The following is a 24,548-nucleotide window of genomic DNA, read 5'->3' as shown; positions in this document are numbered from 1 at the left end:
GGAGCCGCCGTCATGACTTTTCAAGGCTGGGCGGAAATTGCCCTTACGCTCGGGCTGTCCGTGCTGATCGCATGGCCGCTGGGCATCTATCTGTCGCGCGTCTGGAATGGTGAGAAGACCTGGCTTGATCGGGTCCTGCGGCCCGTCGAAGGCGTCTTCTACAAGGCTTCGGGCGTCGACCCGAGCCGCAGCCAGGGATGGCTCGGCTACGCCGGCGCCCTGCTGGCCTTCAACCTCGTCGGCTTCCTGGTCCTTTATGGCCTGCTGCGCCTGCAGAGCGGCCTGCCGTTGAACCCGCAAGGGTTCGACGGCCTGTCGCCGCATCTCGCCTTCAACACGGCCGTCAGCTTCGTGACCAACACGAACTGGCAGAGCTATGGCGGCGAGACGACCATGTCGACCTTCAGCCAGATGGCCGGTCTGACGGTCCAGAATTTCCTGTCCGCCGCCACCGGCGCCGCGATCGCGGCGGCCTTGGCGCGCGGCTTCGTCGCCAATCGGGGCGAGGGCGTCGGCAACTTCTGGGCCGACATGACCCGCACGACCCTGTATCTGCTGCTGCCGGCCTCGCTGATCCTGGCGCTGGTTCTGGCAGGTCTGGGCGTGGTCCAGAGCCTGTCGGCTTCGGTCGTCGCGACCGGCGTCGAGGGGGGCCAGCAGACCATCTCCCTGTTCCCGACCGCGTCGCAGCTGGCCATCAAACAGCTCGGCATCAACGGCGGCGGCGTCTTCAACGTCAACTCGGCCCACCCGCTCGAGAACCCCTCGGCCCTGACCAATCTGATCACGGCCGTCTCGATCAACGTGCTCGGCTGGGCGGCCTTCTTCGCCTTCGGCCGCAGCGTGCTGGCCCAAAAGGACGTCCGCGCTCTCGTGGTCGCCGCCTTTGTGCTGCTGGCCGCCGCCACCGCCGCCATGTACGCCGCCGAAACCCGGCCTGCGCCGGCGCTCGTCGCCGCCGGGATCGAGCAGCCTCTCAATATGGAAGGCAAGGAGGTCCGCTTCGGCGTTCCCGCCTCCATCGTCTGGGAAGCCACGACCACCGGCGCCTCGAACGGCTCGGTCAACTCCATGCACGCCAGCTCCATGCCCCTGTCGGGCGGCCTGGCCATGTTCCTGATGCAGCTGGGCGAAATCCTGCCGGGCGGTATCGGCTCGGGCATCGCGATCATGGTCGTCATGGCCATGCTGGCGGTTTTCGTGGCCGGCCTGATGGTTGGACGCACGCCGGAGTATCTCGGCAAGAAGATCGAGGCGCGCGAAATCCAGTTCGCCATGATCGCGGTGCTGGTCCTGCCGCTGGCCATCCTGGGCTTTGGGGCCGTGGCCGCCGTCTTCCCGACGGCGCTAGAAGGCCTGCTCAACGACGGCCCGCATGGCCTGTCCGAGATCCTGTACGGCTACACCTCGGCGGCCGCGAACAACGGCTCGGCCTTCGCCGGCCTGACCGCCAATGCGCCTTGGTGGAACACGACGCTGGGCCTCGGCATGCTGATGGGTCGGTTCGTGCCCGCCGTGGCGGTGCTGGCTATCGCCGGCGCGCTTGCAGCCAAGCCGAAGCTCGCGCCGTCCGCCGGCACCCTGCCGACCCATGGTCCGCTTTTCATCGGCCTGCTGATCGGCGTCATCCTCATTCTGGGCGGGCTGCAGTTCTTCCCCGCCCTCGCTCTCGGACCCATCGTCGAGCACTTCCAGATGCTCGCCGGTGCGGCCGGGGCGTGACCTGGACACCCTGAAATGACCTTCGCAAACCCTGAAGACCTGTCGGACGACCGACCGCGTCAGCCTTCGCTGGCTGGCGGCCTGACCGGGGCCATGATCGGCCGCGCGCTGGGCGAGGCCTTCGTCAAGCTCAACCCCCGCCACCTGCTGCGCAACCCGGTGATCTTCGTCACCTGGATCGTGGCCCTGCTCGCCACGATGTCGGCGGCGGCGGCCATCGGCGCCGGACAGTCGGCGGGCTTCGCCATCCAGCTGGCGATATGGCTGTGGGCAACGGTCCTGTTCGCCAACGTCGCCGAAAGCGTTGCCGAAGGGCGCGGCAAGGCGGCGGCGGATTCCTTGCGCGCTACCCGCGTGACGACCAAGGCCAAGCTGATCGTCGACCCCAAGACTGGCACCGTGGTTCCAACCCCGGCGCATGAACTGGCGGTGGGTTCGATCATCCTCGTCGAGGCCGGCGACGTGATCGCCTCTGACGGCGAGATCATCGAGGGCGTGGCTTCGGTCAACGAAGCGGCCATCACCGGCGAAAGCGCCCCGGTGATCCGCGAGGCCGGCGGCGACCGGTCGGCCGTGACCGGCGGCACGACCGTGGTGTCGGACTGGATCAAGGTGCGCATCACTTCGGCCCCGGGCTCGACCTTCCTCGATCGCATGATCGCGATGGTCGAGGGCGCGAACCGGAGGAAGACGCCGAACGAACTGGCGCTGTCGGTCCTGCTGGCCGGTCTGACGCTGGTGTTCCTGATCGCGGTCGTGACCCTGCTGGGTCTGGGCGCCTATTCGGGCGTATCGCTGGATCCGATCGTGCTGGGCGCCCTGTTCATCACCCTGATCCCGACGACCATCGGCGGCCTGCTGAGCGCCGTCGGGATCGCGGGCATGGACCGTCTGCTCAAGGTCAACGTCCTGGCCACCTCTGGCCGGGCCGTCGAGGCCTCGGGCGACGTGGACACCCTGCTGCTCGACAAGACCGGCACCATCACCTTCGGCAACCGCATGGCCACCGAAGTCATCCCGGTTCCGGGCGTGCGTCCCGAGGCCGCCCTGCGCGCCGCCGTCACCGCCTCGCTGGCGGACGAGACCCCGGAAGGCCGTTCGATCATCGAACTGGGCCGCAACGCCGGCGTCGTGATCGAGCAGCCCGCGGGCGCCAAGGTCATCCCGTTCAGCGCGGTGACCCGCCAGTCGGGCCTCGAATCGGGCAAATCGTCTTGGCGCAAGGGCGCCGTCGACGCGGTCCTGAAGTCGCTCGGCATCGACGAAGGCAAGGCTCCGGCCGAGTTCCGCGCCGCCGTGGACCGTATCGCCCGCTCGGGCGGCACGCCCCTGGCCGTCACGCAGGACGACGCTCTGGTCGGCGTCATCCACCTGAAGGACGTGGTCAAGCCGGGCGTGAAGGAGCGGTTCGCCGACCTGCGCCGCATGGGCCTGCGCACCGTCATGATCACCGGCGACAACCCGGTGACGGCCGCCGCCATCGCGTCGGAAGCCGGCGTCGACGACTACCTCGCCGAAGCCACGCCCGAGGACAAGCTGCGCCTGATCCGCGAGGAACAGTCGAAGGGCCGGCTGGTCGCCATGTGCGGCGACGGCGCCAACGACGCCCCCGCCCTGGCCCAGGCCGATGTCGGCGTCGCCATGCAGACCGGGGCCCAGGCCGCCCGCGAGGCCGGCAACATGGTCGACCTCGACAGCGACCCGACCAAGGTCATCGAGATCGTCGAGGTCGGCAAGCAACTGCTGATCACCCGCGGCGCCCTGACGACCTTCTCCATCGCCAACGACGTGGCCAAGTATTTCGCCATCATCCCGGCGATGTTCGTGGTCGGCCTGCCGGCGCTGGGCGCGCTCAACATCATGGGCCTGCACAGCCCCGAGAGCGCCATCCTGTCGGCGGTGATCTTCAACGCCCTGGTCATCGTGGCGTTGATCCCGCTAGCCCTGCGCGGCGTGAAATACCGCGCCGTCGGCGCCGGAAAGCTGCTGTCCCGCAACCTGCTGATCTACGGCCTCGGCGGCCTGGTCGCCCCGTTCATCGGCATCAAGCTGATCGATCTGGTCATCTCCGGCCTCGGCCTGGCGTGACCGCGATGTCTCTCGTGAAAGTTCAATCCATGACCCGCAAATCCCGTTTCCGCGCCTCCGGCGCGAACGACGTCTGGTTCGCCGGCGCCTGTCTGGTGGCCCTGGTCGTCTGGGGCGTCGCCAGCCATGCCGAGGCCCAGGACGCCGAAGGCCCGCAATGGTCGGCCAACGTCGCCGTCGTCTCGGACTACGTTTTCCGGGGCGTCAGCCAGACGGAAGAGGACGCGGCCATCTCGGCCGGCGTCGACATGACCAGCGGCGTCTTCTACGCTGGCGCTTGGGCCTCGAACGTCTCGTTCGCGGGCGATGACGACACGGGGATCGAAGCCGACGTCTACGCCGGCGTCCGCCCCGAGTCCGGCGGCTTCAACTGGGATTTCGGCGTCGTCGGCTATCTGTATGACGAGCCCGAGGCGCTGGACTACGACTACGTCGAGCTGAAAGCCGCTGCCTCGCGCGCGGTCGGTCCGGCCACGGTCGGCGCCGCCGTCTTCTGGTCGCCCGATTTCTTCGGCGCCTCGGAAGATGAAGCCACCTATGCCGAGGTCAACGCCGCCTTTGCTCCGGCCGATCGCTGGACCGTCTCAGGCGCAGTCGGCCGCCAGTGGCTGTCCTCCGACCTCGACTACACGACCTGGAACATCGGCGCGGCCTGGGCCCTGACCGACACCTTGGCGGTCGATCTCCGCTACCACGACACCGACGAGCACGACTTCGGCCAGATCTACGAAAGCCGCGCCGTCGCCAGCCTGAAGGCGACCTTCTGATGATCCGCTCCCTTCGCCCGGCGATCGTGACGGTCGCCTTCTTCACCCTGCTGCTCGGCCTCGGCTATCCGCTGTTGGTCACCGGCGCGGCTCAGGCCGTGTTCCCGAACCAAGCCAACGGCAGCCTGGTCCGGAGTGCCGACGGAACCGTGGTCGGCTCGGCCCTGATCGGCCAGCCGTTCGCGGGCGCCGGCTATCTGCACCCGCGCCCGACCGCGGCCGGCGACGGCTATGACGCTTCCGCCTCCTCGGGCTCCAATTACGGTCCTTTGAACGCCGATCTGGCCACGCGCGTCGCGGAGTCGGCGACGGCCATCCGCGCCGCCGACGGTCCGGGCGCGGTGCCCGCCGACGCGGTCACGACCTCCGCCTCGGGCCTCGACCCGGACATCTCGCCGGAATACGCTCAGCGTCAGGCCGCCCGCATCGCCGCGGCCCGGGGCGCGCCCGTCGAGGAGATCCGTCGCGTGATCAGCCAGCACACCGAAGGCGCGCTTCTGGGCTTCATCGGCCAGCCGCACGTCAATGTCCTCATGACCAACCGCGCGCTCGACGCCCGCTTCCCGGCGCCGGCCGGCGCCTGAGTTGAGCGAGGGGTTCCCCACCGATCCGACCCGGCCGGTCCCGCGAAAGCGGGGCCGGCTGAAGGTTTTCCTGGGCATGTCGCCCGGGGTCGGCAAAACCTACGAAATGCTGCGCGCCGCCCGCCGCCGAAAGGCCGAGGGCGGCGATGTCGTTGTCGGCGTGGTCGAGACCCACGGCCGGCGCGAGACCGAAAGCCTGCTGCGCGGGCTGGAAGTGATGGCGCGCCAGCCGATCGACTACAAATCCCGTGTCCTGATGGAGTTCGACATCGACGGTGCCTTGGCCCGTCGTCCAGACCTTCTGCTGGTCGACGAATACGCCCACTCCAATGTGCCGGGCTCGCGCCATCCGAAGCGATGGCAGGACGTCGAGGAGATCCTCGCGGCCGGGATCGACGTCTGGACCACGCTGAACGTCCAGCATCTGGAGAGCCTGTCCGACGTCGTCCTGCGCATCACCGGGGTGCGCCAGCGCGAGACCGTGCCGGATGGCGCCCTGTCCAAGGCCGACGACATCGAGGTGGTGGACATCACCCCCGAGGAGCTGCGCAAGCGGCTGGCCGAGGGCAAGGTCTATGTGCCCGAGACCGCGCGGCTGGCGTCCGAGAATTTCTTCAAGGTCGAGAACCTGACGGCCCTGCGCGAGATGGCGCTGCGGCGGGCGGCCCAGACGGTGGACGACCAGCTGGTCGCCACCCTGCGCGAAAAGGGGGTGTCGGGCCCTTGGGCGGCGGGCGAGCGGATCCTGGTGCTGGTCGGCGGCGACGCCATGACCGCCGATCTGGTCCGCACCGGGCGCCGGCTGTCCGACATGATGATGGACGCGCCTTGGACCGTGGCGCACGTGGACCGGCCCAGCGCGGCCGCCTCGGACGCGACGCGGGCGGCGCGCATTGCGGACGCCCTGAAGCTGGCGGAACAGCTGGGGGGGCGGGCCGTGGCGCTGAGCGGCGACGACATGGTGCGCGCGGTCATGGACTACGCCCACCGCAACAACGTCACCCAGATCGTGCTGGGCAAGGGACGCGACAGCCGGTTGAGCGAACTGTTCGGCCGCTCGCTGGCGGCCGAGCTGCTGCGGTCGGCGCGCGGGGCGGCGATCCATGTGGTCACCGACCGGACGACCGAGGCCGCCGCGCCCCCGCCGCCGCGTCGCCCGGGGCGGCCGGACTGGCCCGGCTACGCCATCGGCGCGGCTTTCGTGGCGGTCGCCACGGGACTGGCCCTCATGCTCGACCAGTCGTTCGAGCGGGTCGATCTGGGCGTGGTCTATCTGTCGGCCGTGCTGGCGGCGGGCGTCCTCTACGGCCTGCGCCCGGCGCTGGCGGCGGCGACGGCCGCATTCCTGACCTACAACTTCCTGTTTCTCGAGCCGCGCTACAGCTTCTCCATCGGCTCGCCGACGGACATCCTGACCCTGCTGGTCTTCTGGGCTGTGGCCCTGGTGACCGGCTATCTGGCCGGGCGGGTGCGCGATCAGGCGCGGCGAGCGCAGAGGCGCGCGTCGGCGGTCTCGGCCCTGCTGGTCGCCAGCCAGAGCCTGACGGACGCCGACGGGGTCACCGATACGGCGCGCGTGCTGGCCGAGCAGACCGCTGCCGCCGCCGGCGCCAAGGCCGTGGTCCTGCTGCCCGAAGGCGAGGACATCGCCCTGGCCGCCAGCGCGCCCAAGGCCGAGACGCTGGGCTCCGCCGCCATGGCCGCCGCCCGCTGGGCCTGGGAGCGGGGCGAACCGACCGGCCACGGCACCGGCACCCTGCCCAACACCAGCTGGACCTTCCGGCCGCTGGAAGGCGTGCGGGGCAGGGCGGGCGTCGCGGGCATAGAGGCCGACGCCCTGGCTTCCGGCTCCGACGAAGAGCGGCTGGCGCTCGCCTTGCTGGACCAGGGCGCCGTGGCGCTGGAGCGCGCGCGTCTGGCCAACGACGCGGTCGAGACCGAAAGCCTGCGCCGCGCCGACCGCTTCCGGGGCGCACTGATGAACTCGGTCAGCCACGACCTGCGCACGCCCCTGTCCACCGTGCTGGGCGCCTCGACCACCCTGATCGACTACAGCGACACCCTGAAGCCCGAGGTGCGCGACGACCTGCTGCTTAGCATCCGCGAGGAGGCCGAGCGGCTGAACCGCTACGTCGGCGACCTGCTCGACATGACCCGCCTCGAGGGCGGAGGGCTGAACGTCCGGGCCGACTGGGTCGATGTGCGCGACGTCCTGAACGCCGCCGCCGAGCGGGTCTCACGCCGGCTCGAGACCCGCGTCATGACCCGGGACTTCCCGGCCCAGCTCAGCCTCGTCATGCTGGATCAGGGCCTGCTCGAGCAGGCCGTCGTCAACATCCTCGAGAACGCCATCACCTACAGCCCCGATGGCTCGACCATCGAACTGGCCGCCTATGAGGACCGGGGCTCGGTCGTCATTTCCATCGAGGACGAGGGCAAGGGGATACCGACGCCGGAGCTCGAACGCGTGTTCGACAAATTCCGCCGTATGGATCAGCCCTCCGACCGCTCCAAGGGCGCCGGTCTCGGCCTCGCCATCGCCAAGGGCTTCGTCGAGGCCATGGGCGGCCGCATCGCCGCCGCCAGTCCCATCACCAACGGCCACGGCACCCGCATTCTGATCAGCCTGCCCAAGGCGATCGCCACCCATCGCGACCTGCTATAATCGATCATGTCCGCCGTCCGCCCCGTCATCCTCGTCATCGACGACGAGCCCCAGATCCACCGCTTCCTGTCCCCGGCTCTGGATGCCGCCGGCTATGAGCCCAAGCGCGCCGACAGCGGGCAGGAGGGTCTGCGCGGGGTTGCCCTCTGGTCGCCGGACGCGGTCGTACTGGACCTCGGCCTGCCCGACATGGACGGCAAGCATGTGCTGGCGCGCGCGCGGGAGTTCTACGCCGGCCCAATCATCGTCTTGTCAGCCCGGGACCGTGAGGCCGAGAAGATCGCCGCCCTCGACTTGGGCGCCAACGACTATGTCGAGAAACCGTTCGGCGTCGGCGAACTGCTGGCCCGCCTCCGCGTCAGTCTGCGCGCGACGACGCCCGAAGCGACCGGACCGATCGAGGCCGGCGAGGTGTCGATCGACCTGGAGTATCGCCGGGTCCGCAAGGCCGGCGAGGTGGTGAAGCTGACACCCAAGGAGTTCGAGGTCCTCGCCCATCTGGCCCGCCACCGGGGCAAGGTGATCGGCCACGGCGACCTGCTGACCGCGGTCTGGGGAGCGGCCCATTCGCACGACACTCAATACCTCCGAGTTGTTGTGGGGCAGTTGAGGCAGAAACTGGAAATCGATCCGGCCAGCCCGGCGCTGCTCCTCACGGAACCAGGCATCGGCTACCGCCTGGAGGCCTGAACGTCTGCTCTCCGGCTGCACGTCAATGTCCGGTTTTGGCGCGTTGCGGCGGCGCGACCAGGTCGCAACCGCCATCCGCAGGCAGGCGGCCTATCTCTGCTCTGCTGCGCTAGCGGAGAAATCCGCCCCGGCGAGCTTTGAAACGCAGGTCAGGGTCGGAGGTGCTGTCGGGTCGTTGATGAAGTCGAAGGCCATCCGACCACCGCAGGCATTGAAGCTCGCGCCATGGCTCAGGCCTGGCATCAAGACGAAGAACGCCTTGGGCATGTTGGCCAACAGACGTCGGCCCCACTGAGGCGGCGTGGAGGGGTCGAACTCGCCGGCGAGGATCAGGGTCGGCGTGTCGCTGACGACCGGCTCATTCGCAGAGGACGCCGCTGATGCAACGCCCCAGGCGTCGCACATCTCAGGCGATGCGGCTCTGGGGTCGATGCCGCCCAATCCGTTTACCGGCGCCGTCTGGGCGCGAACCCTGTCCGCGTTCTCGAACGGCATCTCTTCGCCGCACCACACAGACAGCCGCAGTCCCCAACTGAATGACGCAGGGTCCTGCGCCCCGCCAATCCAAGCTGCCAACTCTTCGTAACGCCCCGCCAGCGCATCGCCCACGGCGCGAGGGATCAGCGGAATGCGGCGAGGGTCCTGGAGGGCCGCCGCGACGCCCTGCACGACCTGGGCGCCGCGGACGTGGATGGAAGGATCCGTCAGCCTGAACGGGAGTCGCTCGCTATCGGCGCGGGAGACCAGAGTTTCGAAATCGCCCCTTGGGTTCGGCCATCTGGCGGCACAGGCCGGATCCACGGCGCAGCCGTCGAAGACGGCGTTCAAGGCTCGCCATGTGTTCGCGGTTGCGGTTTCGTCATAGCCGACTTCCGGCGGCAAGGCGGAGTCGAGGACCATCGCCTTTACCGACCCTGGATGACGACGCGCCACTGTCAGGGCCAGGCGCGTTCCATAGGACAGGGCGTAGAGATTGAGCTGCGGATAGCCAAGGGCGACGCGGAGATCTTCGATATCGTCCGCGGCCTCCGCCGAATTATAGCCATTCAGGTCCGCACCGGCGCCGACGAGCCGCGCTCGACACGTAGAGGCGGCCGCCACGAGGCCATCGTCCGCCGCTTCGGCCCTCAGCCGACCGGCCGCGATCTCACGCTTCGCCGTGATGATTTCCGGGCAGTCGAGCGCCGGGGTGGAGAGGCGGGCGCCACGCGGTTCCAGAAGCACCTGATCACGCTGGTCGAGGAAGGGGTTGCTTCGTCCTGACCGCTGGCCCGTCAGGGCGCTGTTGCCCGGGCCGCCCGTCAGGAACATCACCGGGTCTGCAACAGGTTGGGACGACCGGCTACGGAAGATCATCACTGGCAGCCGTATCAGACGGCTGTCGGCGATGGCCCGGTTCTCGGGAACGCTGAGCATTCCGCACTCGATCTTCTCATCGGGCGCGATCTCGACAGCGCACGGTCCGCTCTCGAACGCCGAACGCGAGGGCGTGGCCTGAGCGAGCGCTGTTGAGGGGATGGCTGTGACCAACGATAGGCACAGGATGATTGGTTTGAACATGTCGATCCCTGTTTCGAGGCGACCGTCGCGACCACTAGCGCTTGGCGCAACTTAATCATCGGTAAGGGACCAAGCGCCGTCAGAAACAGCGTTTGCAGTTCACTCGTCGGGCGTGAGCTGAGGTCTGCTTCTCGGGAAGGAGGCAATGTCCGCTGTTGGCGCCAAGCCGACCTAAGGCCGGATCAGATCAACCGGCGTCACGTTCAGCGCCTGCGACAGCTCGAACAGTGTCACGACCGTCGGATTTCGCTGCCCGCGTTCCAGGCCGGACAGATACTGCTGACTGAACCCCGAGCGCTCGGCGAGCTGCTCCTGCGACAGGCCTGCTGTCAGGCGAGCCTCTTTCACGTTCTGTCCGACGAGCTTGCGCATATCCATGCGGAGCGATTACTCGTCGGAGAAGAGCCGCCGAACCCCTGCTCGCGCAGGACCTGGAGCAGCTGGGTGCCCGAGGCGTGATCCTCGATCAGCACGACCGTCGGGTCGAACTGGTCGGCAAGCCGTCGCACCACCCTCACCAGATCCGGGAACAGTAGTGGCTCCCGGTCGACGTGGAGCAGATAGATGCTTTCGCCCAGCCGGCCCCATGTCGAGCAGACCGTCCAGTCCGCCCACTGGGTGACGGTGTTGGCCGTGTCCCAGGACTGGATGATCTCGTCGAAATGCTTGGGTCGATCCTCCCTCGCATAGCGCTGGAACCATTCCGCCTGAACAAGGCCCCCACCGGCCGGCGCCGGGCGCTGCTGGTACTGGGTCGCGAACAAAGCCTTGCCGATGCTCTGCTCCATCGACGTCAGGTACTCCAGCGGCGCCCACTCCGGGTGGAGCGGCTCGCCGGCCTTGCGGCTGAACATCTTCCGCCCGGCGAGCGTGGGATAGGTATGGACTTCGACAAATCCCCCGCTTCTCGCGGTCTCGCTGGCGCTTACGGCGTGCGCACAAGGGACAGGCATGGCGGAATCCCTGATAATTTCCCTGATCGCAGGGAAACTCCACCGGATCATTGGCGCGCAGAGACGGCCGCGCAGAGTGTGCCGCAAAGCGGCGCGGAACAGCGCTGATCCAAGGTCGGATTGCAGGAGTTTGGCTGCGCCGAAGCGCCCGTACGCGGCGTCTCCCCGTCGGGGACGCAGATACAGAGACATACGGGGAGGGCGAGTGGCGGACAGAGAGGGATTCGAACCCTCGGTACGCTTTCACGTACACACGCTTTCCAAGCGTGCGCGATCGACCACTCCGCCACCTGTCCGTTTCCACGACGTGCGTGAACCGCCGGACGGTCGATCCGGCGAGGGGCGCTGATTAGAACAGTCGAACCCCCTCGGCAAGCGTCGTTTCAGGCCCCATATGGTGCGCAAGGGATTTGTCCGGAGTTCTCCCATGCTGAGCCAGAAGACCACCATGCCCGCGCCCGACGCCGCCCTGCCGGGCCGCGCCGCGCCCCTGCACACCGACGAGGTGCATTTCGTCAGTGGCCGGCCGCTGAAAGGGCCACATCCGGAGGGCTTCCAGACCGCCATCTTCGGCATGGGCTGCTTCTGGGGCGTGGAGCGGATCTTCTGGCAGTTGCCGGGCGTCTGGGTGACTTCCGTCGGCTATTCGGGCGGCTACACGCCCAACCCGACCTATGAAGAGACCTGCACAGGCCGCACAGGCCATACCGAAGTGGTCCAGGTCGTCTTCAACCCGGCGGAGATCAGCTACGGCGAACTGCTGAAGGCGTTCTGGGAAAACCATGACCCCACGCAGGGCATGCGTCAGGGCAACGACATCGGCACCACCTACCGGTCCGCGATCTATTATCTGAACGAGGCCCAGAAGGCCGAGGCCGAGGCGGCGCGCGACGCCTATCAGGGCGCGCTGACCAGGGCGGGGCGGGGCGAGATCACCACCGAGATCGCGCCGGCAGGGCCCTACTATTTCGCCGAGGACTACCATCAGGGCTATCTGGCCAAGAACCCGGCCGGCTACTGCGGCATCGGCGGGACGGGCGTGACCTGCCCGATTGGCGTCGGCGTCGGCGTCGAGGCCTGAGCATGGACCGGGCGGGGATAGGCAAGGTCTGCCTGTCCCTGCCCGGCGCCACGCTGGACCATCCGTTCGGCGAGCATCACGACGCCTATCGTGTCGGCGGCAAGATGTTCGTGATGGTCGGCGAGCAGGGCGGGGTGTCGTTCAAGGTCTCCGACATCGCCTTCGCGGTGCTGACCGAGGACGGCCGCGCCCGTCCGGCGCCCTACCTGGCGCGGGCGAAGTGGGTGAACCTGCCCGAGCCGGCCGCCTGGCTCGACGACGAACTGGCCGAACATTTCGCCATCGCCCATTCGATCATCGCGGCGAAGCTGACGAAAAAGCAGAGGGCCGAACTGGGTCTGGGCTGATCGCGCGCGATTGCACGACTCTGAAAAACAATGTTCTCTTCTCTCGTCGGGGGAGAACAAGGATGATCAGACAACTTATTGGGCTGACGCTGATCGGTGTCGGCCTCGCCGCCTGTGATCAGGCGCGGGTCGATGTCAGCACGTCGGAGGCCGGCCCGCACGTCGTGGCCGCCACCGATATCGAGGCCGGGCGTTATCTGGTCATGACCAGCGGCTGCAACGATTGCCATACGCCCGGCTATGCGCCGAGCGGCGGCAAGGTGCCTGAGTCCGAATGGCTGAAGGGCTCGGGGATGGGCTTCATGGGCCCGTGGGGCACCACCTATCCGCACAATCTGCGTCGGACCGTGGCGGGCATGACGGAGGACGCCTGGGTCGAGATGCTGTCGACCCGCGAAGATTCCGCGCCTATGCCATGGCCGAGCGTCCGCGCGATGGCGGAGCCCGACAAGCGGGCGCTGTATCGCTACATCAAGTCCCTGCCGCTGGCGGGCGAGCCTGCGCCGACGGCCCTTCCACCCGGCCAGACGCCGACGACGCCCTACGAGAACATGATGCCGGTGATGCCGACCGGCGGCTAGCGCGCCTTCTCGTCGGCAATCCAGCGGTCCATCCGCTGGTCCAGCAGGGCCAGCGGCAGTGGACCGTCGACCAGGAGGGCGTCGTGGAAGCGGCGGACGTCGAAGCGGTCGCCCAGCTCCTGTTCGGCGCGGGTGCGGATGGCGCGCAGGCGGATCTCCCCGACCTTGTAGGCCGTCGCCTGGCCCGGCCAGCCGATGTAGCGCTGCAGCTCGGTCTCGATGTTGTGCGGAGCCAGCGCCGAGTTGTCGCGGAAGCAGGCGCGGGCCTGTTCGATGTCCCAGCCCAGCCAATGAATGCCGGTGTCGGCCACTAGACGGCAGGCGCGCCACATCTCGTAGCTGAGGCGGCCGAACCGCTCGTAGGGCGTGCGGTAGAAGCGCATCTCCTCGCCCAGGAACTCGGCATACAGTCCCCAGCCCTCGGTGAAGGCGGTCACGTCGACGCTGCGGCGGAAATAGGGGCCTTCCTCGGCCTCCTGCTGCAGGGCGATCTGGATGTGGTGGCCGGGTGCGGCCTCGTGGAGCGTCAGGGCGGGCAACTCGTACAGCGGGCGCTGGTCCAGCCGACCGGTGTTGACCAGATAACCGCCGGCCACGCCGTTCTCCATCGAGCCGGGGGAGTAGCGGCCGGTGGTGTAGTTGGCCTCGATCTCGCGCGGCACCTCGCGCACGCCGTAGGGGGTGCGGGGCAGGGCGCCGAACAGGGCCGGCAGGCCGTCGTCGGCGCGCTTGGCCATCTCTGACGCCTTCTCCATCAGGCCTTCGCGGGTAGTGGCGTAGAACTGCGGATCGGTGCGCAGGAAGTTCAGGAAGCCGGCGAAGTCGCCGGTCCAGCCGGCCGCCTGCATCTCCTGGTCCATGCGGGCGCGGATGCGGGCGACTTCCTGAAGGCCCAGGGTGTGGACGTCGTCCGGCGTCATCTCCGTCGAGGTGAAGCCGCGCACCAGATAGGCATAGAGCTCGCGCCCGCCCGGACGGTGGGCGAGACCCAGCGTTTCCGGCGCGACGGGCAGATAGTCCTCGCGCAGGAAGCGGACCCATTCGCGGCGCTGGGGCGCGATCCGATCGGCGACCACGGCGGCGGCGCGGGCGCGCAGTTCGGCCTGACGGTCGGCGGGGATCGAGGCGGGCAGGGTTGTGAACGGCTTCAGCAGCGGATCGGCGTCGGGCGTCAGGGCCGCCTCTGGCTCCATCAGCGACAGGGCGTTCTCGACGATGGAGCGGGGCTGGACCAGACCGCTTTCCAGCCCGCGGCGGGCGTTGGCCAGCTGATCCGTATAGACCTTGGGCATGGCCTCCAGCCGGGCGATCCAGGCCTCGGCGTCGGCGGTGTTGGTGATGCGGGTGACGCTGGCGAGATAGCCCAGGTTCTGACCCGGTCCGCCCTCGGAGCTGAAGGCGTCGATCCGGCCGGTGTCCAGCGGGATGCGATCCAGCGAGCGCTTGAGCACATAGGCGAGGAAGGCATGGTTCAGGCTGTCGTCAGGGGACAGCGTGGCCGGGTCGATGGCCTCAAGGCGTTCTGCGAAGGCCTTCAGCACCGGCTCCTGCGCCAGTTCGAAGGTGCGCGAGGTGTCATACATCCGGGACCGGGCTGCGCGGTCGCCTTCCATGCCCGCGGTGACGGGATCGACCGAACGCAGCCACGCCTCGTAGTCGGCGAGGATGGAGGCCAGCGCCGGATCCTCGGCCTGCGCCCGGACTGCTACGGGGGGCGGGGTCTGCGCCAGAACGGGCGCGGCGGCGGCGCAAAGCAGGGCTGCCAGACTGGCGGCGACGACGGTTTTCATGATGTCCCTCCCGGATCGGGCGGGACTGCACCCTGACCGGGCGCGGGCGTCAACCGCAGAAGGCGAAGAAGCGCTCGATCCGCTCGGCAGACTGGGGATGGGGCGCATAGGCGTTGCGCTCCTCGCCCTGCCAGACGGCCAGCCAGCCGACCCGGCGGAAGCGCTGGAACACCGGCTCGCTGGTGCGCGCCGCGGCCGTCAGGAACAGGCCGTCATGAAGTTCCGAAGGCTCGCTGTGCGCCGGATAGCGTTCGGTGTCGCCGCCGGATTCCAGATGGATTTCGGAGCGGGCGCCGGCCTTGGCGATGGCGCTGAGATCCAGCTTTCCGGACGCGCGGCGGCAGTCGAGACCGATACGCAGGTCGTCGCTCTCTTCCAGCCCGTAGGCCAGGCGGGCCTCGTCGCCGTCCTCGCTGAGGAACCAGTCGTAGTTCTCGGCCGGTTGCGGCGATCCCGAGCCGGTCGACAGTGAGGCAGGCTCCATCGGTCCGCTGGCGCAGGCGGCTGCGGTCAGGGACAGGCCGGACAGGGCCAGAACAGTGATCAGGCGCATCGGTCCCTCCGGTGCATCAACCCGAACACAGTTCCGCAAACCGGCGCAGCTTGGCAAGGTGCGGCTGTGCGATCTCGACCGAGCGGCGCTGTTCACCGATGGCCACGCCCAGCCGTCCGGTCGCGCCGAAGGCCGCGAAGGCGGGGTGATCGGTGCGCAGGGTCAGCTTGAGGCCGCCGCCCCTCGCCGGTTCGGCGGCGGCCATGGCGGAAGAGTCTCCGGCAGCGACGCGCGCCGTGCCGGTGGCGCCCTCCCCGCCATAGAGGGTCAGGCTGGCGACGTTGGACCCGCGATCGCACTGCAGGGTGCTGCGCAGGTAGGCCGTGTCCGGCACCTCGTTGGCCAGGACGATCGGATCGTCCTCGTACAGCGTCCAGGTCCAGGCGGTTTCGGCCGGCGAGTCCTGGACGGCGGTCGCCAGCAGGCTGGCGGCGGCAATGGCGATTAGCATTGGGTCAGCCCCCGCTGATGATCCGGACAGGAAATCTGGTCAGACCCGGCCGGTTCCGCAATAGGCGAAGAAGGCGGCGATCGCCTGACGCTCGCTGCGGGTGGCCGTCAATTCGAACTGTCCGGCCTCGCCCTCGACCTGCAGACGGCCGGCGGTCTTCAGGCGCTGCAGGCTTGCCGAGGTCGTGGACATGCTGACCTCGTCGGCCAGTCCGCCGCTCAGAGGATCGATCGGCGCCATGGCCGATGCATGGACCATCTGCGGGCCGACAGGCTTCACCTCGCCATAGACCACGGTCTGGGCCGCGCCGCGTTCGCAGGTCATCAGCAGGGCCAGCTGGTCGGAGTTGGCGACGCCATAGGCCAGCTTGGCCATGCCCGGCTCCTCGCTGAGGTGCCAGCCCATGCCCCCGACGCGCGTGTCGTCGTTCTGGTCGGTCGCGCTGGACTGGGCGGCGACGGCGATCAGGGCGAGGGCGGCGGTGGCGGGCAGGGCGAACTTCAGCATGGGACAAAACTCACATCTGTCCGGCTAACGCCGTTGCCCCGTTAACGGTTCAAGGCAGAGCTTGAATTGTCGCCATTGAGTAATCCTTGAACGAGAGGTGTGCTCTGCAGGTAGCTGTCCCGTCCGGAAACCGCGGGCCGGTGCGCCGGACGGCCATGCCCGGTTGACGGGCTGCAACCGTGAGGATTGGTTAAGCCTGTCGGGTACGGAACAAACGCATGGGCACGATCGAACTGCTGACGCCAAGGGAGCGGGAGTGTCTGCGCCTCGTCGCGGCCCACATGCAGTCCAAGCAGATCGCCCGCCGGCTGGGCATCAGCCCGTCCACCGTCGACCGGCATTGCGAGAAGGCGATGCGCAAGCTGCAGGCCGGCGATCGCGTCACCGCCGCCCTGATGCTGACGGCCGAGGAAGGCCTACCGAACGACTCGGAATGGGACCCGTCCCCCATCGCCCAACGCCCCCCGATCCGGCTCGATGACCCGGCGAAAGGGAGGCGGCATGAGCCAGACCACAAGTCACAGGGGTATGTTCCCGACCATGCGTTGGGAGCAGCTGGAAGCGGTCATGATCGAACTGGCGGATACGGAGGCCAAACGGCTGATGGTCCGGCATCTGGTTGAGGGTACGCGCAAGCAGGCGGCCTTTCTTCCGGTCGAGGAGACGATCCGCGAAGTGCTGTGCATCGGGTTCGCCCTGATGGATGGCGACTTCCAGCCCCAGGCTCCGACCACCCGTTTGCACGCCTGACCCTGGTGGTCGGCTTCGCGGCCTTTGTGGCGGCGACGGCGGCCGTGTTCATCGGCGCGGAGAAGGTGGCCTTCCTCTTCCAGTGGCTGCGCTACGGAGAGGTCGCTCCCTGATCGCGCCCAATCTCATCGAGAGAAGGCCCATCATGAAACGAGTGGATGTAGCGAAGAACCTCGCCGAACAGCTTTTCGAGGCGGAAGCGGCGATCGAGGATGCCTACCGGAAGATCGGCGTGCTGGCCCAGGCCCTGCCGGAAGCCCGCGCCAACTCCGGCATGGCGTCGACCGTCGGCCAGGCGGCGTTCCAGGCCGTGATGGAGTCCATGGCCGGACAGGTGCAGTCGCGCAGCGCCATGATCGCGGTGCATGAGGAGCTGGCGCGTCTGAAAGCCGTCTCGCCCTATCGCGCCGTCGCCGTCGGCGGCGGGCAGAAGTCGGATGAGCCCGTGCCCCGGCCCCGCGGGCAGCTTGCCCTCGTCGGCTGATCGCGACAAGGATGGCGCGGGCAGGGGAGGCCCGCGTCATCTTTTACTATGCCGGGTTCGTCGCGCTCGCGGTCACAGTGCTCGTCGCCTTCTGGCGGGGCGGGCGGCTGGAGAAACAGGCCGCTATCGTCATCGCCCTGGCCTGGGCGGGTCCGCCTTGGCGCCCAACGATCAGACCAACCTGTCGTGGCCGCTGTTCGCAATAGATGTGAGCCTGCTGATTTATCTTCTGTATCTGGCAGTCTTTGCGAAGCGCCTGTGGCCTGTCGCGGCGGCCGGGTTTCAGCTTCTGATTGTGGCCACCCACGTCACTTTCGCCATGCGGCCTGAACTCGAGCAGTGGGGCTACTTCAGCGCCTACTACCTATGGAGTTGGGGGCAACTGGCCGCCCTGGCCGTCGGCGCGTGGCGAACACGACGACCTGACCTTGCGTAACCTTGCGATTTGAGAGCAGTGGGGTAAGCCTGACCGCAAGGAGTCGCCCATGCCGTTTGATGTCGATGCCATTGATCCCGTTGACCGCCACGTCGGCGCGCGGATCCGTGCGGAGCGCACCCAGGCGGGATTGACCCAGTCCCAACTCGGCGCCGCCGTCGGCGTCACCTTCCAGCAGATCCAGAAGTACGAGCGGGGCGCCAACCGCGTTTCGGCCTCGATGCTGGTGCGCACGGCCAAGGCGCTGGGCGTGTCGGTGAACTGCCTGTTCCCCGATCCCGAGGGCCAGACCGACGAAGAGGCCGCCGCGGGTATCGGCGCGTTCAAGGACGGCCGCGTGCTGGCCGAATGCTTCGCCTCCATGGCTCCGGAGCAGCGCCAACTGCTGGTCGCCATCGCCCGCGATTTCGCCAAACGCGATCGCCGCTAGGCAAAATTGGACGAGGAGCCTTTCGGCCCCTCGCTGAACCCGACTTTCAAGCCGCGATCAGAACGGGCTGAAACGCTCGACAAGCGACTGTGCGGCCGGCGTGGCCTGCATGCGGCTGATGTCGCCACGACCGCCGTAAGAGATGCGAGCCTCTGCGATCTGGGTGTGGGCGATGGTGTTGGCCGAGGAGATGTCCTCCGGACGCACGATGCCGGCGACGGTCAGTTCGCGCACTTCGCGGTTGGTGCGGACCTCCTGACGGCCCTGGATCACCAGATTGCCGTTGGCCATCACGTCGGTGACGACGGCGGCGATGGTCAGGTTGACCCGCTCCGCCCGGCTGACGGAGCCCTGTCCGCTGGCGTTGGCCTGGCCTTCCATGCCGACCATGTTCGCCGGGTCGAACCCGCCCGGGAAGGCCCGACCAAGCGCGTTTTCGAGGCCCAGCAGGTTGGTGACGCCGCCCGAAATGTCGTTCGAGCGGCTGCGGTTGGTCGAGTTCTGGGTCTCGGCGCGGTCGTCGATGTTGATGTTCACCGTCAGGATGTCGCCGACGCGGCGGGCGCGCTGGTCGCCGAAGAAGGTGCGCGAACCGACGCGCCACAGACTGTTGGCGCTGGCGGCGCGGGCGGCCCGCTGCTCTTCCGGCGTCGGCAGATACACCTGGCTGGTCGGGACGAGGGCGGCCGGATAGCCGATCGGGGCCAGCTCGGGGCCGCGAACGGCCTCGACGGCGGTCGAGCAGGCGGCGAGCGACAGGGCGGCGGCGGAGACGATCAGGGCGGTACGCATGATGGGCTTCCCTCTTATCGGGCGGCGAACTGTTGGGCGCGAAGCGCCTGTGCGGCGGGACCGGCGACGGCCATGCCGGGCGCGGTGGCGACGGCGTCGATGATCCGGTTGGATTGCAGATTGCGGATGGCGAGGCGCTGGCCCTCGGCGGCATTGCCTTCGGCGCGGCCCGAGATCGTCAGGCGGACGCCGTTGGACTCGTACAGCACCTCGACGATGTCGTTGCGGCTGATGATGCGCTGGCCGGCGGCGGTGACGCGCGGAGCCGGGGTCATCGAGGCCATGACCGGAGCCGCGGTCGGGGCGGCTGCGCCCTCGACGGTCGGAGCGGCCGACGCGGCGCGTACGACGACCCGGCGCAACCCGGTCGGATTTGCCCAGTCCAGTCCGGCCTGACGGGCCATGCCCTGCAGCTGGCCGGCCTCGAAGACCAGCGAAGGCCCGCCACGCTGGCCGACGACCACGTTCGTGGCCGCGCCGGCGCCGTCGAATATGTCGCCCAAGGTGACCTGGCCGTCGTGATCGACCGGGTTGGCCTTCAGGGTGACGGGGCCGGCGAAGGCCGGGGAGGCGACGAGCAGGCCCGCGACGGCGGCGAGGATCAGGGACTTCACGATTTCACCTGCGCGCTGACCGACAGCATCTGGTCGGCTGTGGTGATGACCTTGGAGTTCATCTCGTAGGCGCGCTGGGCGATGATCAGGGCGCTGATCTCGGCCACGGCATCGACGTTCGAGGCTTCGGTGAAGCCATGCAGGATCTGGCCGAAGCCCACGTCGCCGGGCGAGCCGATGTTGGCGGGGCCCGAGGCGGTGGTCTCCAGCAGCAGGTTGTCGCCGATGGCTTCCAGACCCGCCTCGTTGAAGAAGGTCGCCAGCTCCAGCTGACCCACGATGGTCGGCTCGGTCTGACCGGCGGTGATCACCTGCACCTGACCCGACTTGGAGATCGAGACGTCGACGGTGTCCTGCGGCACCGAGATGTTCGGCTGGACGGCGTAGCCGTCGTCGGTGACCAGCTGGCCCTCGCCGTTGACGGCGAAGTTGCCGGCGCGGGTGTAGGCGGTCTCACCCGACGGCATCAGGATCTGGAAGTATCCCTTGCCCTCGATGGCCACGTCGTATCGGCCGCCGGTCTGGGTCGGGGTGCCCTGTTCGGTGATGCGATAGACGGCGCCGGCCTTCACACCCGCACCGATCTGGATTCCGGTCGGAACCACCGTGCCCTGGGTGGACGACTGCGCGCCCATGCGCTCGACGTTGTGGTACAGCAGATCCTGGAACTCGGCCCGTTGGCGCTTGTAGCCAATGGTGTTCATGTTCGCGATGTTGTTCGAGATGACCTCGACGTTCAGCTGCTGGGCAGCCATGCCCGAGGCGGCGGTTCTGAGCGCGCGCATGTTCCGGCCTTCCCTTAAGCGGCCCGACCGAGGCGCTCGACGGCGCGACGGGACAGGTCGGTGGTGTTCTCGATCATCCGGGTCACGCTTTCGTAGGCGCGCTGGATCTCGATGAGGTTGGTGATCTCGAGGATCGGATTGACGTTGGAGCCCTCCAGCATCCCCTGACGAACGCGGGCGTCGGGCGCTTCCTGCGCGACGGCGTTGGAGGCGTTGCGGTACAGGCCGTCGCCGCTCTTCTCGAGCACGCCCAGCGAGTCGAAGCGGACGACCGACAGGCGGCCGATGGTCTCGCCGTCCTGGCTGATCGTGCCGTCGGCGCCGACGGAAACCTGGCCCAGTTCCGGATTGATGACGATCTCGCCGCCGTCGCCCAGGACCGCGTGTCCGGTCTCGGTCGTCAGCCGTCCTTGGGCGTCCAGGGTGAAGGCGCCGTCGCGGGTGTAGGCCTGATCGGCGCCGTCCTGCACCGTGAAGAAGGCGCCTTCGCCCTCGATGGCGAAGTCCAGCGTGCGGCCGGTCTGGGACAGGGCGCCCTGGCTGAAGTCGCGACCGACGCCGTTGTCCAGCACGAAGCTGACGCCGGGGCGGATGAAGGCGTTGCGGGCGCGCTCGCCCACTTCCTCTCCGACCAGCAGCTGTTCGACCTTGAAGCCGGTCGTGTCGGCGTTGGCGATGTTGTTCGCCACGATGTCCAGCTCGCGGCGCAGGGTCATCTGACGTGACAGTCCGACGTAGGCGGCGTTTTCCACGGGCGGCTCCTTTCGCCGTCTCCCGTCGCAACGGTCGTGCCAACACGGTTAATCCAGCAATGGCGGGCTTTTCCACGGTAAAGCCTGTCGCGCCGCCCGGCAGGATTTGCCGGTTCTAAACGGCTCGTTAACCAAAAAACGGTGGAATGGACGCTGAGATTCTCGGGGCGTCGGCATGTTGAAGTTCGGCAAGAAAAAGAAGGACGAGGCGGCGCCGTCGGGCGACGAATCGACCGCCGTCGCCGTGTCGGAAGGCGGGGAGGGCGATGCGCCGCCTGCCAAGAAGAAGATCCCGCTGCTCTTCATCATCATCCCCGCCGCGCTGATCGTGCTGGGCGGAGGCGGCGGCGCGGCCTTCATGCTGATGCAGCCCAAGCCGGCCGCAGCCGAGGGCGATGGCCACGGCGCCGAGAAAAAGGGCGGCGACCACGGCGAGAAGAAAGGCGGAGGCCACGGGGAGAAGAAGGGTGGCGGCGGTCACGGCGGAGGCGGCGACGCGGCCGCGAATCCGGCGCTGGGCGTGATCGCCGAGGGGCCTGACGGCGTCACCTTCTACACCCTGCCGGACCTGCTGGTGAACATTCAGGGGCCGCAGGGCCGTCCCACCCTGCTGAAACTCAAGCTGACGCTTGAGATGAAGGACGCGGCGCTGGCCGAGCACCTGCAGGCCGAGATGCCGCGGGTTCAGGACATGTTCCAGAGCTTCCTGCGCGAACTGCGTCCCGAAGATCTCGCCGGTTCGGCCGGCAGCTTCCAGCTGCGCGCCGAGATCCTGCGCCGCATCAATCTGATCGCCGCGCCGGGCAAGGTTGACGCCGTGCTGATCGAAGAGATGCTGGTGCACAACGGATGACCGACGCCGCGTTCGCCGAGAGCACGGATCCGTTCGCCGAGCCCGATGACGCGGCTGAAGATCGCTCGGCCGTCTCCGAGCGTGTTCTCAGCCAGGACGAGATCGACAACCTTCTCGGGTTTGACCTCGGTGACGACGACGGCTCCGAGCGCTCGGGCATCCGGGCGATCATCAACTCGGCGCTGGTGTCCTACGAGCGTCTGCCGATGCTCGAGATCGTCTTCGATCGCCTGGTGCGGCTGATGACGACGAGTCTGCGCAACTTCACCAGCGACAACGTCGAGGTCAGCCTCGACAACATTTCGTCGATCCGCTTCGGCGACTATCTGAACTCCATCCCGCTGCCGGCCATCCTGGCGGTGTTCCGGGCCGAGGAGCTGGACAACTACGGCCTGCTGACGGTCGACTCGAACCTGATCTATTCGATCGTAGACGTGCTACTGGGCGGCCGTCGCGGCACCGCGGCCCTGCGCATCGAGGGGCGGCCCTACACCACCATCGAGCGGGTGCTGGTCCAGCGCATGATCGAGGTCGTGCTGGCCGACGCCCAGGCCGCCTTCGAGCCGCTGACGCCGGTCCACTTCAATCTGGATCGTCTGGAGACGAACCCACGCTTCGCCGCCATCGCGCGTCCGGCCAACGCCGCCATTCTGGTGAAGCTGCGCATCGACATGGAAGACCGCGGCGGCCGCGTCGAGCTGCTGCTGCCCTACGCCACGCTCGAGCCTATCCGGAAGATGCTGCTGCAGCAGTTCATGGGTGAGAAGTTCGGCCGCGACAACATCTGGGAAGGCCACCTGGCCACCGAGCTCTGGACCACCGAGACCGAAGTCCGCGCCGTGCTGGACGAGCAGCAGGTGCCGCTGTCGCAGGTGCTGAACCTTAAGGTCGGCGACACCCTGATGCTGAACGCCACCCCGGACTCCGAGATCACCGTCCGCGCCGGCGCCATTCCGCTGACCGTCGGACGCATGGGCCGCAAGGGCCAGCATATCGCCGTGCGCGTCGAGGCCCCGGTGAACGTCGAGGCCGCCGCCCACCTGTCGAAAGGGAAACGCTGATGACCGGGATGATTCTGGACGGCGTGCTGATGCTGTTGCTGGTCGCGGCCTTGGGCTACGGTGTGCGGCTGGAGCGCAAGCTGACGGCCCTGCGCGCCGGCCAGCTGGCCTTCGCCTCGGCGGTCAACGACCTGAACCAGGCCGCCGGCCGCGCCGAGGCCGCCATGGCTTCGCTCCGCGCCTCGGGTCAGGAGACCGACCTGCTGCACGACCGCATCATCAAGGCCCGCGAGGTGAAGACCCAGCTGGAGGCCCTGATCGCCCGAGCGCCTTCGGCTCCGGCGCCGCGCGCCGCCGAACCGGTTCGCGAGGCCCCGCGCCCGGCTCCGGCTCCCACCGCCCCGGTCGCCGCGACCGAGGACGACGAGCGCGCCCTGCGCATGGCCGCGCTGGCCGAGCGCATCCAGGGCCTGTCCGCGCCCGCCCGCGCGCCGGAAGGCCGCGACAACGTTCGCGCCATCCTCGGCGCCCTGACCGCTAACCAGTCTGCGAAGCAAAGCCTCAATCAGGCGCGCCGCAGACTGGACGACGACCTGTTCGCCGCCTGATCCCCGCCCGAGTATCGCCATGCGAAAGATCCCCCGCCTCCTGCCCCTGATCGCCGTCGCCATCGGCGGCGTCGTGGTGGTCCGCGCCATCGGCGTCGCGCCGGGCCTGTTCGAAGGCGCGCGCGCCTGGGCCGAGGAGGCTGTGCCAGCCGCCGCGCCGTCCGCTCCGCCTGCCGCCGTCTGCGCCCTGACGCCCGAGCAACTGGCCCAGCAGGCTGGGATCTCCCCGGCCGAGCTGCGCATCATCCAGTCGCTGTCGCAGCGCCGCACCGAACTGGACGCCCGCGATCAGGATCTGGCCTCCATGCTGCCGCTGATGGCCGCCGCAGAGCAGAAGCTCGACGCCAAGGTCGCCGCGCTGGAGGCTGTGAAGCGCGACGTCGCCGCCATGCTGGGACAGGTGGGCGAGCGCGAGCAGCAGGAGCTGGATCGTCTGGTCGCTGTCTATTCGGCCATGCGTCCCAAGGAAGCCGCCCGCGTCTTCGCCACGCTTGACGACGATGTCCGCCTGCCGGTCGCCGCCGCCATGCGCCCGCGGTCGCTGGCGGCCGTCATGGCGCAGATGGAGCCGGACGCCGCCCGCGTCCTGACCGAGCGTCTGGCCCGTCGGTTCGAGGCCCAGCAGCGTCTGGCCGCCCGCGCCGCAGCCGCCGCTTCGGACACTGCCGCGCCCGCCGCCGCCACGACCGGGACCCCGGCTCCGG

At 68.4% G+C, this 24,548-nt stretch carries 28 protein-coding genes, 1 tRNA gene and 1 pseudogene; 18 read left to right on the top strand and 12 right to left on the bottom strand.

Annotated elements, in window-relative coordinates; all coding sequences use genetic code 11:
- Positions 1-12 precede the first annotated feature (12 nt).
- From kdpA to ABDZ95_RS12750, 6 genes are read left to right on the top strand one after another with little or no spacing between them, the layout of a single operon-like run.
- Positions 13-1,722, top strand: coding sequence for a potassium-transporting ATPase subunit KdpA (kdpA, locus tag ABDZ95_RS12775; RefSeq protein WP_343794339.1), 1,710 nt, complete (start codon positions 13-15; stop codon positions 1,720-1,722).
- Between the two features lie 15 nt (positions 1,723-1,737).
- Positions 1,738-3,810, top strand: a complete 2,073-nt coding sequence (kdpB, locus tag ABDZ95_RS12770; protein WP_343794338.1) for a potassium-transporting ATPase subunit KdpB — start codon at positions 1,738-1,740, stop codon at positions 3,808-3,810.
- Between the two features lie 29 nt (positions 3,811-3,839).
- On the top strand, positions 3,840-4,577 hold the full coding sequence (locus ABDZ95_RS12765) for a TorF family putative porin (protein ID WP_343794337.1): 738 nt from the start codon (positions 3,840-3,842) through the stop codon (positions 4,575-4,577).
- Positions 4,577-5,161, top strand: a complete 585-nt coding sequence (kdpC, locus tag ABDZ95_RS12760; protein ID WP_343794336.1) for a K(+)-transporting ATPase subunit C — start codon at positions 4,577-4,579, stop codon at positions 5,159-5,161. The genes ABDZ95_RS12765 and kdpC overlap by 1 nt, the downstream gene beginning before the upstream one ends.
- A 1-nt stretch (position 5,162) precedes the next feature.
- A complete protein-coding gene (locus ABDZ95_RS12755; RefSeq protein WP_343794335.1) occupies positions 5,163-7,826 on the top strand; it encodes a DUF4118 domain-containing protein in 2,664 nt (887 codons plus the stop codon).
- A gap of 6 nt (positions 7,827-7,832) precedes the next feature.
- Positions 7,833-8,516: a response regulator gene (locus ABDZ95_RS12750; protein WP_343794334.1), complete on the top strand. Its 684-nt coding sequence runs from the start codon at positions 7,833-7,835 to the stop codon at positions 8,514-8,516.
- Positions 8,517-8,606: 90 nt separating this feature from the next.
- On the opposite strand, the gene ABDZ95_RS12745 is transcribed toward ABDZ95_RS12750, so the two are convergent.
- From ABDZ95_RS12745 to ABDZ95_RS12730, 4 genes are all read right to left on the bottom strand, one after another.
- Positions 8,607-10,076 (bottom strand): alpha/beta fold hydrolase, encoded by a 1,470-nt coding sequence (locus ABDZ95_RS12745; RefSeq protein WP_343794333.1) that lies wholly within the window; start codon positions 10,074-10,076, stop codon positions 8,607-8,609.
- A 171-nt stretch (positions 10,077-10,247) separates the two neighbouring features.
- Positions 10,248-10,448: a helix-turn-helix domain-containing protein gene (locus ABDZ95_RS12740; protein WP_343794332.1), complete on the bottom strand. Its 201-nt coding sequence runs from the start codon at positions 10,446-10,448 to the stop codon at positions 10,248-10,250.
- Entirely contained in the window at positions 10,421-10,930 is a 510-nt protein-coding gene (locus ABDZ95_RS12735; RefSeq protein ID WP_343794331.1) for a hypothetical protein, read from the bottom strand. The genes ABDZ95_RS12740 and ABDZ95_RS12735 overlap by 28 nt, the downstream gene beginning before the upstream one ends.
- Positions 10,931-11,235: 305 nt before the next feature.
- Positions 11,236-11,325 (bottom strand) — tRNA-Ser (locus ABDZ95_RS12730).
- A 131-nt stretch (positions 11,326-11,456) separates the two neighbouring features.
- On the opposite strand from ABDZ95_RS12730, the gene msrA reads away from it, so the two are divergent.
- The 3 genes from msrA (at position 11,457) to ABDZ95_RS12715 (ending at position 13,038) form a co-directional block, all read left to right on the top strand.
- Complete coding sequence (gene msrA / locus ABDZ95_RS12725) at positions 11,457-12,110, top strand: peptide-methionine (S)-S-oxide reductase MsrA (RefSeq protein ID WP_343794330.1); 654 nt, start codon at positions 11,457-11,459, stop codon at positions 12,108-12,110.
- 2 nt (positions 12,111-12,112) lie between these two features.
- On the top strand, positions 12,113-12,457 hold the full coding sequence (locus tag ABDZ95_RS12720) for an MmcQ/YjbR family DNA-binding protein (protein WP_343794329.1): 345 nt from the start codon (positions 12,113-12,115) through the stop codon (positions 12,455-12,457).
- Positions 12,458-12,519: 62 nt separating this feature from the next.
- Positions 12,520-13,038: a cytochrome C gene (locus ABDZ95_RS12715; RefSeq protein ID WP_343794328.1), complete on the top strand. Its 519-nt coding sequence runs from the start codon at positions 12,520-12,522 to the stop codon at positions 13,036-13,038.
- Here ABDZ95_RS12715 and ABDZ95_RS12710 read toward each other — a convergent pair.
- Genes ABDZ95_RS12710 through ABDZ95_RS12695 form a run of 4 tightly spaced genes read right to left on the bottom strand, consistent with a single transcriptional unit; the run spans position 13,035 to position 16,339 of the window.
- On the bottom strand, positions 13,035-14,828 hold the full coding sequence (locus ABDZ95_RS12710; protein WP_343794327.1) for a DUF885 domain-containing protein: 1,794 nt from the start codon (positions 14,826-14,828) through the stop codon (positions 13,035-13,037). The genes ABDZ95_RS12715 and ABDZ95_RS12710 overlap by 4 nt on opposite strands.
- Before the next feature lie 49 nt (positions 14,829-14,877).
- Positions 14,878-15,381, bottom strand: coding sequence for a hypothetical protein (locus ABDZ95_RS12705; protein ID WP_343794326.1), 504 nt, complete (start codon positions 15,379-15,381; stop codon positions 14,878-14,880).
- Between the two features lie 16 nt (positions 15,382-15,397).
- Positions 15,398-15,832: a hypothetical protein gene (locus tag ABDZ95_RS12700; protein ID WP_343794325.1), complete on the bottom strand. Its 435-nt coding sequence runs from the start codon at positions 15,830-15,832 to the stop codon at positions 15,398-15,400.
- 39 nt (positions 15,833-15,871) lie between these two features.
- Positions 15,872-16,339: a hypothetical protein gene (locus tag ABDZ95_RS12695; protein ID WP_343794324.1), complete on the bottom strand. Its 468-nt coding sequence runs from the start codon at positions 16,337-16,339 to the stop codon at positions 15,872-15,874.
- 218 nt (positions 16,340-16,557) lie between these two features.
- Here ABDZ95_RS12695 and ABDZ95_RS15350 point away from each other — a divergent pair.
- From ABDZ95_RS15350 to ABDZ95_RS12675, 5 genes and pseudogenes are all read left to right on the top strand, one after another.
- Positions 16,558-16,725: pseudogene (locus ABDZ95_RS15350) on the top strand (response regulator transcription factor); the annotation flags it as partial.
- Between the two features lie 115 nt (positions 16,726-16,840).
- Positions 16,841-17,089 (top strand): hypothetical protein, encoded by a 249-nt coding sequence (locus ABDZ95_RS12690; RefSeq protein WP_343794323.1) that lies wholly within the window; start codon positions 16,841-16,843, stop codon positions 17,087-17,089.
- A gap of 145 nt (positions 17,090-17,234) precedes the next feature.
- A complete protein-coding gene (locus ABDZ95_RS12685) occupies positions 17,235-17,573 on the top strand; it encodes a hypothetical protein (RefSeq protein WP_343794322.1) in 339 nt (112 codons plus the stop codon).
- Between the two features lie 157 nt (positions 17,574-17,730).
- Positions 17,731-18,009 carry a hypothetical protein gene (locus ABDZ95_RS12680; RefSeq protein ID WP_343794321.1) on the top strand — a complete coding sequence of 93 codons (279 nt, stop codon included), beginning with the start codon at positions 17,731-17,733 and terminating at the stop codon, positions 18,007-18,009.
- Positions 18,010-18,058: 49 nt separating this feature from the next.
- Positions 18,059-18,439 (top strand): helix-turn-helix domain-containing protein, encoded by a 381-nt coding sequence (locus ABDZ95_RS12675; RefSeq protein WP_343794320.1) that lies wholly within the window; start codon positions 18,059-18,061, stop codon positions 18,437-18,439.
- 57 nt (positions 18,440-18,496) lie between these two features.
- Here the strand turns inward: ABDZ95_RS12675 and flgH are convergent, their stop codons facing one another.
- From flgH to flgF, 4 genes are read right to left on the bottom strand one after another with little or no spacing between them, the layout of a single operon-like run.
- Positions 18,497-19,231: a flagellar basal body L-ring protein FlgH gene (gene flgH, locus ABDZ95_RS12670; RefSeq protein WP_343794319.1), complete on the bottom strand. Its 735-nt coding sequence runs from the start codon at positions 19,229-19,231 to the stop codon at positions 18,497-18,499.
- 14 nt (positions 19,232-19,245) lie between these two features.
- Positions 19,246-19,845: a flagella basal body P-ring formation protein FlgA gene (locus tag ABDZ95_RS12665; RefSeq protein ID WP_343794318.1), complete on the bottom strand. Its 600-nt coding sequence runs from the start codon at positions 19,843-19,845 to the stop codon at positions 19,246-19,248.
- Entirely contained in the window at positions 19,842-20,630 is a 789-nt protein-coding gene (gene flgG / locus ABDZ95_RS12660; protein ID WP_343794317.1) for a flagellar basal-body rod protein FlgG, read from the bottom strand. Before flgG ends, ABDZ95_RS12665 begins: the two co-directional genes overlap by 4 nt.
- 14 nt (positions 20,631-20,644) lie before the next feature.
- Positions 20,645-21,382, bottom strand: a complete 738-nt coding sequence (gene flgF, locus ABDZ95_RS12655) for a flagellar basal-body rod protein FlgF (protein WP_343794316.1) — start codon at positions 21,380-21,382, stop codon at positions 20,645-20,647.
- A gap of 175 nt (positions 21,383-21,557) precedes the next feature.
- Between flgF and ABDZ95_RS12650 the strand changes: the two genes are divergently transcribed.
- From ABDZ95_RS12650 to ABDZ95_RS12635, 4 genes are all read left to right on the top strand, one after another.
- Positions 21,558-22,235: a flagellar basal body-associated FliL family protein gene (locus ABDZ95_RS12650; RefSeq protein ID WP_343794315.1), complete on the top strand. Its 678-nt coding sequence runs from the start codon at positions 21,558-21,560 to the stop codon at positions 22,233-22,235.
- Positions 22,232-23,296 (top strand): flagellar motor switch protein FliM, encoded by a 1,065-nt coding sequence (gene fliM, locus ABDZ95_RS12645; RefSeq protein ID WP_343794314.1) that lies wholly within the window; start codon positions 22,232-22,234, stop codon positions 23,294-23,296. The genes ABDZ95_RS12650 and fliM overlap by 4 nt, the downstream gene beginning before the upstream one ends.
- A complete protein-coding gene (locus ABDZ95_RS12640) occupies positions 23,296-23,844 on the top strand; it encodes a DUF6468 domain-containing protein (protein WP_343794313.1) in 549 nt (182 codons plus the stop codon). Before fliM ends, ABDZ95_RS12640 begins: the two co-directional genes overlap by 1 nt.
- 19 nt (positions 23,845-23,863) lie before the next feature.
- A partial coding sequence (locus tag ABDZ95_RS12635) for a MotE family protein (protein ID WP_343794312.1) occupies positions 23,864-24,548 on the top strand: 685 nt, incomplete at its 3' end.

The sequence above is a fragment of the Brevundimonas kwangchunensis genome (assembly GCF_039523815.1).
Classification (GTDB): Bacteria; Pseudomonadota; Alphaproteobacteria; order Caulobacterales; family Caulobacteraceae; genus Brevundimonas; species Brevundimonas kwangchunensis.
The sequence above is the reverse complement of the archived record's forward strand: the minus strand, read 5'-3'. Positions and strand labels throughout refer to the sequence as shown.